The organism is Anabaena sp. UHCC 0187 (assembly GCF_009712035.1).
GTDB lineage: Bacteria > Cyanobacteriota > Cyanobacteriia > Cyanobacteriales > Nostocaceae > Dolichospermum.
Genome location: NZ_VILB01000003.1, coordinates 242,379 through 254,913 on the forward strand (window position 1 = coordinate 242,379; position 12,535 = coordinate 254,913).

Genomic DNA, 12,535 nt, shown 5'->3' on the forward strand with positions numbered 1-12,535 from the left:
TAAGCGAATCATGTTATTTTTATATATTTTCATAAAAAGTAATTATAAACTTATATTCCCATGCTTGACGATTAATGATGAACTGTTAACTATAGATAAATAACTCAAAACTCAACAAACAAGATGACTAAACCAACACCACCACGTTTAAATACTCAAGTTCCCGAAATCACTCCCCAAATTCATTATTTAGTAGGAATGTCTCAACCAGAAACCCATCTGTTTGAGGTGACATTACATATTGTTAACTACCCAAATTCAATTCTCGATTTAAAAATGCCAGTGTGGACACCTGGATCATATTTAGTCCGGGAATATGAAAAAAACTTACAAGATTTTGCGGCTTTTGCTGACAATGAACCTTTATCTTGGCAGAAAATCAGTAAAAATCATTGGCAGATAGCAAAAGGTGATATTTCAAAAGTTACGATCACTTATCGTATTTTTGCCAATGAATTAACCGTCAGAACAAATCATTTAGATGCCACTCACGGTTACTTTAATGGTGCGGCATTGTTTTTCAGAATCCCTGGTTGGGAGAATTTACCCATGCAGGTAACGGTGATTACAGCTAACCCTACATGGCAAATTACTACTGGTTTACCTGCATTACCAAACAGCGAAAATACTTTTTTAGCCGCAGATTTTGATACTTTAGTTGATAGTCCGTTTGAAATTGGTTATCATCAATTATATAAGTTTGAAGTTTTGGGTAAACCTCATGAATTAGCAGTTTGGGGAAAAGGCAATTTTCAACCAGAACAAATGATTGCAGATTGCCAAAAAATCATTGAAGTCGAAGCACAAATGTTTGGCGGTTTACCTTATGACAGATATGTATTTTTTCTGCATTTACTTCAGCAAGGTTTTGGTGGTTTAGAACATAAAGACTCTTGTTCTTTAATTTACAAGAGATTTGGATTTAGAAGTCAGGATAAATATGAGCCGTTTTTACAATTAGTGGCCCATGAATTTTTTCACCTATGGAATGTGAAAAGAATCCGTCCCAAGGGTTTGGAAGTGTTTGATTATGATCAGGAAAACTATACACCATCTTTATGGTTTTGTGAGGGAACAACTAGTTATTATGATTTAGTAATTCCTTTACGGGCAGGTATTTATAATACCAAGGCATATTTAAACTATTTGAGTAAGGAAATTACCAGATATCTCAACACTCCAGGACGGAAAGTACAACCTTTATCAGAGTCAAGTTTTGATGCTTGGATTAAACTTTATCGTCCAGATCCTAATAGTATTAATTCCCAAATCTCCTATTATTTAAAAGGGGAAATGGTGTCACTTTTGTTAGATTTATTAATTCGCGTTCATCATCAAAATCAACGTTCCTTAGATGATGTCATGCGGCAAATGTGGCAGGAATTTGGCAAAGAGGAAATTGGTTATACTCCCGAACAGTTAGAGGGAGTAATTGAGTCTGTCGCGGGGATGGATTTGGGCGATTTCTTTAACCGCTATCTTAATGGTTTGGAAGATTTACCATTTAATCAATATTTGCAACCTTTTGGTTTGCGATTAGTTGAGGAAAAGAATGAAGAACCTTATTTTGGTGTGAGGATAAATACTGAAAATGGGCGAGAAATAATTAAATTTGTGGAAGCGGGTTCACCAGCACAAAAAGCGGGAATTGATGCCGGAAATGAGTTATTAGCTATTGATGGTATTAAGGTAGGAACAAGTCAGTTAAATGAACGCTTGAAGGATTATCAAGCAAATGATTCTATCCAAGTTACTGTTTTTCATCAAGATGAATTGCGGACTTATGCTGTGATTTTGGCTGCACCAATTCCTGGCAAATATCAAATTAAATCTGTGGAAAATCCTTCTTCTACAGAAATGGATAATTTTGTTGGTTGGTTGGGTGTACCGCTGTCAGCTATTCAGTAAGATTAATGTCTGATAGCGTAGCGTGGCGCAAGCCATATCAGGATGTCCAGGATTAAAGGATTGAACAGGATGAAAAAATGCAAAATGCAAATAGTTAAATCCTGGAAATTCTTAAATCTTGTAAATCCTGATTCAGATGATTAATTGCTTGAAAAAATATTTTTTTAGTTACTTATTTTGACTTTTTAATACTCCCATTTCTTGCTGAATTGGCAAAACATCTAAAATATCGGTTTGGGAACAATATTTAAGGTCTTCTAAACATTCTAAACGTAATAATCTTTGACCATGACTAGCTTTGTGCAATAATCCTAATAAGTCATTTTGCCATTGGGAATAAAGAGCAATTGCACCAATGACTTCATCATTACCACTAATTTCTTCTAGGGAACAATTAGTTTGTTGGCAAATACTATGAGCAATTGCTCCAGCACATACTGTATCCTCTAAAGAATAACTACCTTCCCAACCAGAACCAACAATCCAAACGGTTTCCGGTTGCTTTTCTAGGAGAAATTTAACTACTGCTGCCCGATTAATCAAAGCTGCTGCGAGAACAATGGGGGCGTTTTGTATCCGTTGTAAAGCTCTTGTCCCGTTGGTGGTACTAATAAATAACCGTCGTCCTGTAACTAAATCTGCTGTACAATCTAAGGGTGAGTTACCTAACTCAAAACCAGCGACTTTCGCACCACCCCGTTCTCCAGCCCTTAATCGTTTTTCTGGAGGCCATTGTTCACTCACTTCTACGAGTTGATCTAAATCGCTGAAAACTTGCACAGCTTCCCCTCCAGCGGCTAAAACTGTGGCCATTGTGCTAGTTGCTCTGAGGACATCAACAGCGATCGCACATTCTGGTAATGTATCAGTTGGGGTTAATTCGGGAGTGTGATATACAAATATCTTCACGTGCTGGCTACACCTACTTTATATGACTGCGGTAATATTCTACCTACTTGATGTCACCAACTGACGATACTAAAATCTATCTCTTTGATAATACATAAATACTAATAAGGACTAAAAAGCATATATAGTAAGGTTTTAGGCTTTGTATTACATCTTCTAATCTTAAACATAGAAAAATTAGAGATTGTCAGAATCAGGATTTCCAGGATGTAAGGATGAAAAGGATTACCAACTTTTGGAGAAACTTGGAAATTTGAGCTTTTTCATTCTTGCTAAAAGTTCTTGAACAAGTCGGGGAACTTGTGGTTGGAAGTCATCTTAAAATAGAAAGAACATCCAAAATTATCAATATGGCACCCTTACCAGATTACCGTCCCAAACAAATGTCCCTAGGTCCTTTGGAAGCAGAAATCCTCGGTATCGTCTGGGATATCGGTTCAGCAACAGTTAAAGATGTACATGATCGCATTTTGGCTGATCCTAACCGCGAATTGGCTTATACTTCCGTTACCACCGTTCTCCGTCGGCTCACGGAAAAAGGTTGGTTAGCTTGTGATAAGCAGGGAAAAGCCTTTTATTGGCGGACTTTACTCACCAAGCAACAAGCAGAGGTGATTAAGGCACATGATCAATTACAGCAATTTTTAGCAGTAGGAAATCCTGATGTAATTGCGGCATTTGCTGATAGTTTAGATCAAGCTGCTAGTGACCAAATCGAAGCGATTTCTAAACGCATTCAAGCCGCACGGGAAGCCAGAGGAGAAAAATAGAATTATGCATCTACTGATGATAGTCACTGCTGTAACCATTGCTTACTGGTTACGATCATCTCGCAGTATACCCCCAGGAAATTGGCAGTTACGGTGGCAAAAAACCCTGTTTTTATTCCTCTTTCCCCCTTTACTTGTGTTCATGACAGTGACTTCTATAGTCTGTATGGGTACACAGGGAAAAATGGGCGGAATGTATACCGACTCTTTAAGCTATCTTCTAGCAATAATTTTGCTGGGATTTTTTAATATCTTAGGCATCAAACTCGCTTTTGGGGGCTGGAAAGCGATTAAATCTGTCCGTGAATGTCCCCACATAAATCTCGTTGGTAAACCAGCCAGACTTTTGCCAACAGGGGCTTTATTTGCCGGACAAATGGGTTTTTGGCAACCTGAATTAGTTGTTAGTCAAGGACTACTACAAACCCTCTCTCCAGCCCATTTAGAAAGCGTATTGGCACACGAGGACGGGCATTATCAATATAGGGATACATTTTGGTTTTTTTGGCTGGGTTGGGTGCGTTCCTGTACAAGTTGGTTGCCCAATACAGAGTCTTTATGGCAAGAATTGTTAATTTTACGAGAATTACGGGCTGATAGTTATGCCGCATCTCAAGTAGATCCTTTAGTATTAGCAGAATCTTTGCTTTTGGTAGTTAGTAATAACCCCATGACATCTGATATTTGTTGTGCTGCTTTGGGTGCAGGCGATCGCTTGGAACAAAGAATAGAGGCTTTATTAACACCCTCTGAACCAATATTAGAAACGCAATTGCAATCTTGGCATATTTTTCTCTTAGCCTTTTTACCCTTAGTTACAGTTGTATTTCATACTTGAATTCTTTCCTCTCCTCTCTATTTTCTGGCTACGGTGTATACACAAGTCCTATTAACATGAAATCGGCGGTTAGAAACCGCAACTACACAGGCAAAACCCACCTCCGTGGGTTAAAAATAAGTGCTTTTTCTTAGTCCACGCAGGTGGACTTTGTTTGTGTAGCCGTGTATCCCTGACGGGAGCCGGAGGCATCTTTATAATCGCCAGGGCTTGTTAAAACCGGAATGTGGTGCGGAGGATTCCTGTATAAATGGTGTTGTTGTTACTGTTATGTTCTGGGTTAAAAATAACAATCAAGCCAGGAGTAATGGAGAGATTATTATTAACTTGATAACGATATAGTGCTTCTAGATGCAAAGAAGTATCACTATCCAGACGACGGTTGCTGGTAGAAGTGAGAACCGCTGGCCCAAAATCATTACTTGTAACTTTCGGTGGTTGACCAAAGATAATACCGCCTAAGTTACCTTTTTTACCTAAATCTGGGAAAGCTAAGTTAACAGACCAATTCCAAATATCTGCTTTATCTCCCCTATTCACATTAGCACCAGAACTATTTTCAGCTATGGCTTGTGTATACCCAACCCAACCACCAAATGCCAGTTTAGGATGAACACGATAGCTGGTTTCTAGTCCGTAATGATTCGTTGTAGTGTTCACTGGATTAGTGGCACTAGAGTTAAAGGGATTATTGGCAAAAGCACTACCATAAGCGCCCGAAACTGTCACATCACCATCATTATTAGCACCTCTGAGATAAGAGTGTGCATAAGTCAAACCAAGGGTTAAATTACTGTTTGGTTGGAATGCTAATTGCGTTAATGCACCATAACTCCCATCAAATAAGCCCTTTCCAGCACTTGGATCACTACCTCTTCTAGCCAGATAACCCCCAGACAAGGTAATTTTATCACTTAATTTGAAGACAGCACTTACACCCGAACCTGTATTACTTGCTGAACTGGTATTACTGGCACGGTAGATAGGAGAAAAGCGACCAAAACGAGACAATGAACCGACAGGAGTTGAAGATAATAAGGGGTTAATGGTGTTTATATTGTCGTAAAATTCACCACCAATGGCATCAACAATCACATTGATTTTATCTCCTACGGGAAACCGATAATACAATTTGCCCATTTGGATACTGTTATCAGCATTAGTCGTATCCCAGGATGTACGACTCATATTCGTACCTGTGACTGGTGAGTTAAAAGCAGTGGAGTTGTTTGCTTCTAAGCGAGTAAACAATTGGTCTTTACCTGTAAAGCTAGTAACTAAATTCAGGCGGATGCGATGGCTTACGCCCGCCGAAGGCATCGCTAAAAATTGTATTATCTTGGAGTTTACGTCCTCCTGATGCTGTATATTGTGCATTCTTAACAGCTTCTCGACTAGCTGCGGGGGCTGCATTAATTGTCCTCCAACGGTCAGAATCTAACGCCCTATCTCCACCAAATACACCCCCAAGAGCAAAAATTACTTCCCCATTTAACTTGGTAGTAGTGGAAAATTGTTGACTTTCTAGTGCAGCAGTACGACTTTCAAAGCCATCTATTCTGCCTCGTATTTCTACTAATCCATCCGCAAATTCTTGTTGCAGTTTTTGCAGAGTGTCTAAATCTTCCTTTTTCACCACATCAGCCGTACTGGTGGCAATCAATTCCTGAACCCTATTCAAACAGGCATTTAAACCCGCTGCAAATTCATAGCGCGTCATGGCTCGATTGCCCCGGAAAGTGCTATTTGGGTATCCGGCAATACAACCATAGCGTTCAACTAGAGATTGCAAAGCCTGAAAAGCCCAATCTGTCGGTTGCACATCTGAAAGTTGGGAAACAGATGTTACCTGCTCTATTTCCGAGTTGGAATTTTCCTGATTTCCATAAACTATACCGTCTTTCACCTGCAAATTAGTGAGGTTGGTATCAACTTCTCCAGCCTTAGCTGTAATTGTATTAGCTGCAATCAATAACGGAGTAATCCACAGTGAATTTCGTAGAAAAGTAGACATTTACCTCACACCTCAAATCTTTAATACCAACTTAACAGGTACATATTAATACCAATTAACTTGGTATTTTGTAGCAAAGACTACAGATTTTCTGTGGTTGGTAAAATTTGTTTTTTAGCAGTTTTTAATTGCTTCCAAAGCCTTTTAATTTGAGTGTAAGCGTCCTCTGGTGAAAGCTTACCAGCAGTTTGCAGGCTACAAATATAGCTTACCCGCTGAGAAAATTCCTGTAAATTAGAGTTAAAAACCAAATACTCTGGCTTGAATTGACCATAATATTTGTGGCGAGGATAGAGAAAATCAGTTAAATTAGTTAAAAAATCAGAATCTTTTGCCATTGCTGTTTATATCCATCAGCTAGTAAAAAAAAGCTCTTTTTCCCAAGAGAATTTTAGAGCCACACAACAACCAACTTAATTGGTAAGTATCCTCTAGCCCTATTTGAAAAAAAGTAGCTTACGACACAATATTTGAGATTAATGATCTTTACAGGTTGATTTTTTCAGGAAATATTTACCAGTTATCTTGGTAAATATTATGGTAATCAAAGTATACCGAGTGTAAATTCCATGAGTAAAAATTTCTCTCAGTCCAGTTTGCCAATCAAAAGAAGAAAGCTACTAGTTTTAATAGCGACAGCATTAGCTACCTTACTACTGGTTATTGGCTTACCAATTCTGACTTCTTCCCCTGTAGCAGCACAATCTAATACCAACTTACTCATCTCCGTCGCTGCTAGTTTGAAGGACGTAATGGAAGAAATTAAGCCTCTATACCAACAAAGTAAACCAAGCGTCAATATTAGTTATAACTTTGGTAGTTCCGGTGCATTACAGCAACAAATCGAACAAGGTGCGCCGGCGGATATTTTTATATCTGCGGCTAAAAAACAAGTAGATGCTTTAGAACAAAAAGGACTTTTAGTTCCAGGAACTCGGAATATCATTGCTAAAAATCGGCTAGTTTTAGTAATACCTAAAAATGTTGTTGGTATCACCAGTTTCTACAGTCTCAAAGATGCCAAAGTTAAAAAAATCGCTATTGGTGAACCGAGAAGTGTACCCGCAGGACAATATGCACAACAAGTATTAGGAAAGTTGAAAATTTGGCAACAAATTAAATCAAAACTGGTTTTTGCTAATAATGTGCGTCAAGTTTTAGCATCTGTAGAAAGTGGTAATGCTGATGCTGGTTTAGTTTATGCTACTGATGCCAAAATCTCTGATAAGGTAAAAGTTGTAGTTGCGGCGGATGAAAAATATCATTCTCCCATTATTTATCCATTAGCAGTTTTGAAACGTAGCAAAAATGTTGATGCTGCTAAAGAATTCTCTCAATTTTTATCTAGCAATCAAGCTAAGACTGTATTCAAGAAATATGGGTTTATTTTGCCTTAGTCACAGGTGAAATTAAATACTTTTTCTCAGTTTAAACATTCCTGCATTTATGAACTATGCAGGAATGAATAAGTTAACCTTAAAGGTATAATACCCATTCAGTTGATTTAAATCAATTTAACTATGTAGTCAAACCTTAAAAACTATGCCACAGGATTTATCACCGCTTTGGATATCTCTCAAAACAGCTTTACTAGCAACGTTTATTACTTTCTTTTTGGGGATATCTGCTGCTTATTGGATGTTGGGATATCGGGGTAAAGGCAAATCTTTAATTGAGGGGATATTTGTTGCACCGTTGATTTTACCACCTACTGTGGTGGGATTTTTACTGCTGCTATTTTTTGGTAAAAATGGTCCGGTTGGTAAACTGCTAGAACCGTTTGATACCACCATTGTGTTTACTTGGTATGGTGCGGCAATCGCTGCTACAGTAGTTTCCTTCCCATTGATGTATAAAACTGCATTGGGAGCTTTTAGTCAAATTGATGCCAATCTTTTACGAGTAGCGAGAACGTTAGGTGCTAAAGAATTCACAATTTTTTGGCGGATTAGTTTACCCCTAGCATTTCCTGGGATTTTAGCTGCCACTACCTTAGCATTTGCGCGGGCTTTGGGTGAATTTGGGGCAACTTTGATGTTAGCAGGTAATATCCCTGGACAAACTCAAACAATGCCAATGGCAATATATTTTGCTGTGGAAGCGGGGGCAATGAATGAAGCTTGGTTTTGGTCAATTGTCATTATGATGGTTTCTCTTTCAGGAATTATTATAGCTAATTTGTGGCAAGAATTTCAGGATCAACGCAAACGCACAAAAGTACCAATAAAGCCAATAAAATTAGCAAATAAATCTAATTCTTTATTAATTGATTCCTACACATCTAGTTTATTTTTAGATATTGAAAAAAGACTAGATAACTTTTATCTACAAGTTGCCTTTAATACTGACAATCAACCATTGGGATTATTGGGAAGTTCTGGGGCAGGAAAAAGTATGATTTTGCGTTGTATTGCGGGGATAGAAACACCTACAAAAGGACGAATAATTTTAAATGGTAAAGTGTTATTCGACTCAGAAAAGAAAATTAATATTCCTATTCATCAACGACGGATTGGTTTTTTATTCCAAAACTATGCCTTATTTCCACATATGACTGTGGCGCAAAATATCACTTTTGGTTTACCCAAATATCTAAATGCTAAAGAAGAGGTAGAAAAGCAATTAATAACGATGCAATTACAGGGATTTGGCGATCGCTATCCGCACCAACTTTCTGGGGGACAACAGCAACGAATAGCATTAGCTAGGGCTTTGGCCAGCAAACCAGAAGCATTACTTTTAGATGAACCATTTTCCGCCCTAGATACACATTTACGCAGTCAATTAGAACAACAAGTTACAGAAATTCTGGATGATTATTCTGGAGTAACTTTGTTTGTGACTCATAATATGGAAGAAGCTTATCGGCTATGTCCCAATCTATTAGTATTAGAACAGGGAAAAGAAGCACATCATGGTTCTAAATATGAGATATTTCAACATCCTGCTAGTGTAAATGTTGCTCAACTTACTGGCTGTAAAAACTTTTCCCGTGCTAATACTTTATCTCCTCAACAAATAGAAGTAATTGATTGGGGTTGTATTCTGGAAGTGAGAGAAAAAATTCCTTCAGAATTATCTCATGTTGGTATTCGCGCTCATCATTTAATTTTCACTAAAGATCCTCAGCAAGTAAATACATTTCCCTGTTATTTAGTTCGTACCAGTGAAACACCCCACAGAATGACAGTATTTCTCAAACTACATTCTGGTGGGAATCATCCCCATGATTATCATTTACAAGGAGAAATTTATAAGGAAAAATGGGTAAATATTCAAGATCAACCTTTTCCTTGGTATGTACATTTAGACCCTTTACAGTTAATATTAATGCAGTAAAAGAATATATTTGGTAATGTCATGAAAAGCAATAATGCAGAACTTTTCCAGCAAATTCAAAAATTAACAAGAGATTTAGACTTTCCTTGGAGTGATTCAGATTATCCTATCAATCCTTTTGTTTGGGAAGTGGAAACGCTAGGAGAATTTACCATAGAAAACTTATTCAGATCAGAAACTCCTAATTTTCTATCTTACCAAGAAGGCGGTAAGATCATGAAAACTGCAAATTTAGATGATTATTTAGAGAATGTTTGGCAAAAAACCGAAAAACATCAAATAGTCATAGAATTACTCAAAAACAATACTTCATTTTTAGAAGCAGCGGAAATTAGAACATTAGGTGATCCAGCAGATACCTTTAAGATAATTTTCGGACTGACAAAATCTGGAGAATGGATTGGTATTGCACCTCAACTACCAGCAGATTTTGAAGAATATAGTCCCAGAGGTGAAATGATTATAGGAGAACCACTACTTCCAGTTTATCAACCACAAACAGCAACAAATATTCAGTTATTTACTCAACTAGAAACTCTATTAGCAGATTTAGAGGTTTATGAACCGAATATTTTAGGAGGTTTCACATATACAGGCTTTACTGTCAGATTGGGAGAAACAAGAGAATCAATGTTGAATAATTTATTAGATAAAATTGGATTTGCGAGAACTTTTTCATTTCAAAAATTTACTCCAGACACTGACTCTGAAGATGATTTTGATGAGGAATATATGGAAGCTATACAAGAATTAGATGCTTTACTTCAGTCAAACTTAAGCAATTTACATACCTATCTATTTGGCATAGGTTGTTGCTATAATATTTACGCCATTGGTGAAACTGAAGATGGTGATTTTGCTGGGGTGGTAAGTATGGCTGTATGGTCTTGACACAAAATTAATCATGAAGTGACTCCTTATATAAATAATTAGTCAAAACTAAAGCCCCAAATAAATGCGAAAGACTGAAAAATCAAGATGTATTTTTCAGCCTCCCTAGCATTAACTTAATTCCAATAAACCTTGATAACCTGTGACAATACGATTTCCATCTTTGAGAATGTGAACTTCAATTTGATCACTAGCCCAAGTGATTTTATCGGCAAATTCTGGGTTGAAGATATTGACATTTTGATTACTAGAAGAAACCGGAGAATCAGGAGAATTAACTGCTAGAGATTTAACGAAAGGACCATCAATCAAAATATCTAATTCTGCTAACAATTCTTTTGCACCTGGAGGGGCAGAATTAGATTGTAATTGTTGAAGAGTGAAACCAGTAAAAGACATCACATTTAAACCCGCCGCTTTTAACTTTTTCGCTAGAATTGTTAATGCAGGTGCTTGCCAAAATGGCTCACCACCGGAAAAAGTTACACCAGTATTTTGAGGATTTTTGAGAATACTTTCAGCTAGGCTATCAATAGCTACTAAATCATTAATCTCAAACGCCCAGGAGTCCGGATTAAAGCAACCAGAACACTCACGGTTACAGCCTTGTACCCAGACAACAGCCCGACAACCAGGGCCATTAACTTCTGATTGGTCAACATAACCCATAATGTTAAGATAACCGGGGGGAATGTCCGCGAGTCCGAGAGATGGGTTCATGGGCTTGGTTTCCATCTTTTGTCAACTCCTTTTCAACTTTTCCTATTACTTGCTAATATAGCGAGACTCTGAAAAAGTGTGGAGAAAGAAATTATAAGCTTTTTTAAAGATTGATTATTTTGCGTAATCAACCTTTAGATTCTCTTAAGATTTTGCCCAGGAGGGAGTGGATGAACGCGCAGCAGAAATCGCATGAAAGAATGCAAATAGCCTATGGCTGGCTTGACCATAATCGTGGCATTTTTGGAGATCGAAAGATCGTAATTCTTTTTCTATCACGTTTTCGACATCAGCAGCTAAATTTAACCTCCCTTCATTGAGATAACATTCGGTTAAAAATACCAATTTCTCAACATTAATTTCATTGGTTTCCCATTGAATCTCAACAGGAAACTCATAATTTTTTTCTAATGTTCCCCCATGGTAAACATTGTCCATGAGTTTATTGCTGAGAATATATTTAACTTTATGGGTGTTAGCCAGTTCTAGCAAATCATCAGCAGTTGGCTTCAGTCCGAGACGACGACGGAACACAGAATCAATAATTTCATACTTGCTATTGTCTGGAAATACTGTGACAACCACAGCCGCAATTCCTTCAATATTTCCATAACATCCGATGATGTTTTGACTTTCTTCACCGTGAACAAACAAGATATCCATATACAACAACTAAATTAATAACAGGGAATCGAGTTGATAAGATTCTCTCAGATGAGAAGGACAATGAAAAACTCAATACCGATAATCTATCAGACTTTTTCCAAAAATTGCAGCTTTGTTCAAAAAAAAAGCACCTTTTTATAAATAGGTTAATTTTAGGTTAATTGCAAACTAAAATCTATTTCTCTAGATAGATGAAAGGGTAGATTTTATTTTGTTTAATCAAATGTTGCTCAATTAACATCTTTTTTACATCCCATCGCATCAGTCAGATCCCCGACTTCTCTAAGGAGTCGGGTGTCTTATTGTTGATAATCTTAACCTGAATAAGAAATATTCATAAGATGTCGTTCCGCACCTGCACCTAAAACCCAGCGAAGAGTTGTAAAAAAACGAGGCCAATTACCTGTCCCATAACCAAAATATTCTGCTGCAATTTTCTCTTCTAAATCATTTATATCAATTGTCTCATCATCAAGTTCT

10 protein-coding genes and 1 pseudogene are annotated in these 12,535 nt (G+C 37.4%); 6 read left to right on the forward strand and 5 right to left on the reverse strand.

Translation table 11 applies throughout. The annotated features are described in order from the left end of the window. The first annotated feature begins 123 nt into the window (after window positions 1–123). Window positions 124–1,908, forward strand: a complete 1,785-nt coding sequence (locus tag FJR11_RS03665; RefSeq protein ID WP_168502359.1) for a M61 family metallopeptidase — start codon at window positions 124–126, stop codon at window positions 1,906–1,908. Window positions 1,909–2,076: 168 nt separating this feature from the next. Here FJR11_RS03665 and FJR11_RS03670 read toward each other — a convergent pair whose 3' ends face one another. After that, window positions 2,077–2,817: a 2-phosphosulfolactate phosphatase family protein gene (locus FJR11_RS03670; protein WP_168502360.1), complete on the reverse strand. Its 741-nt coding sequence runs from the start codon at window positions 2,815–2,817 to the stop codon at window positions 2,077–2,079. A 350-nt stretch (window positions 2,818–3,167) separates the two neighbouring features. Between FJR11_RS03670 and FJR11_RS03675 the strand changes: the two genes are divergently transcribed. Both FJR11_RS03675 and FJR11_RS03680 read left to right on the forward strand, forming a co-directional pair. Next, a complete protein-coding gene (locus FJR11_RS03675; protein WP_168502361.1) occupies window positions 3,168–3,587 on the forward strand; it encodes a BlaI/MecI/CopY family transcriptional regulator in 420 nt (139 codons plus the stop codon). A gap of 4 nt (window positions 3,588–3,591) precedes the next feature. Continuing rightward, on the forward strand, window positions 3,592–4,425 hold the full coding sequence (locus tag FJR11_RS03680) for a M56 family metallopeptidase (RefSeq protein WP_168502362.1): 834 nt from the start codon (window positions 3,592–3,594) through the stop codon (window positions 4,423–4,425). A 213-nt stretch (window positions 4,426–4,638) separates the two neighbouring features. Here FJR11_RS03680 and FJR11_RS23475 read toward each other — a convergent pair. Beyond that, window positions 4,639–6,439 (reverse strand): annotated as a pseudogene (locus tag FJR11_RS23475) (iron uptake porin). An 80-nt stretch (window positions 6,440–6,519) separates the two neighbouring features. Further along, the gene (locus tag FJR11_RS03695; RefSeq protein WP_168502365.1) at window positions 6,520–6,777 is read right to left on the reverse strand and encodes a hypothetical protein; all 258 of its coding nucleotides are present in this window, start codon (window positions 6,775–6,777) and stop codon (window positions 6,520–6,522) included. Window positions 6,778–7,041: 264 nt separating this feature from the next. Here FJR11_RS03695 and modA point away from each other — a divergent pair, with 264 nt between their 5' ends. From modA to FJR11_RS03710, 3 genes are all read left to right on the forward strand, one after another. Beyond that, window positions 7,042–7,836, forward strand: coding sequence for a molybdate ABC transporter substrate-binding protein (gene modA, locus FJR11_RS03700; protein ID WP_168502383.1), 795 nt, complete (start codon window positions 7,042–7,044; stop codon window positions 7,834–7,836). Window positions 7,837–7,981: 145 nt separating this feature from the next. After that, a complete protein-coding gene (modB, locus tag FJR11_RS03705) occupies window positions 7,982–9,778 on the forward strand; it encodes a molybdate ABC transporter permease subunit (RefSeq protein ID WP_168502366.1) in 1,797 nt (598 codons plus the stop codon). A gap of 21 nt (window positions 9,779–9,799) precedes the next feature. Continuing rightward, a complete protein-coding gene (locus FJR11_RS03710) occupies window positions 9,800–10,669 on the forward strand; it encodes a nuclease A inhibitor family protein (protein ID WP_168502367.1) in 870 nt (289 codons plus the stop codon). Window positions 10,670–10,780: 111 nt separating this feature from the next. Here the strand turns inward: FJR11_RS03710 and FJR11_RS03715 are convergent, their stop codons facing one another. Then, window positions 10,781–11,404: a 4Fe-4S single cluster domain-containing protein gene (locus FJR11_RS03715; protein WP_168502368.1), complete on the reverse strand. Its 624-nt coding sequence runs from the start codon at window positions 11,402–11,404 to the stop codon at window positions 10,781–10,783. A gap of 129 nt (window positions 11,405–11,533) precedes the next feature. Then, window positions 11,534–12,052, reverse strand: a complete 519-nt coding sequence (locus FJR11_RS03720) for a hypothetical protein (protein ID WP_168502369.1) — start codon at window positions 12,050–12,052, stop codon at window positions 11,534–11,536. Window positions 12,053–12,535: the final 483 nt, after the last annotated feature.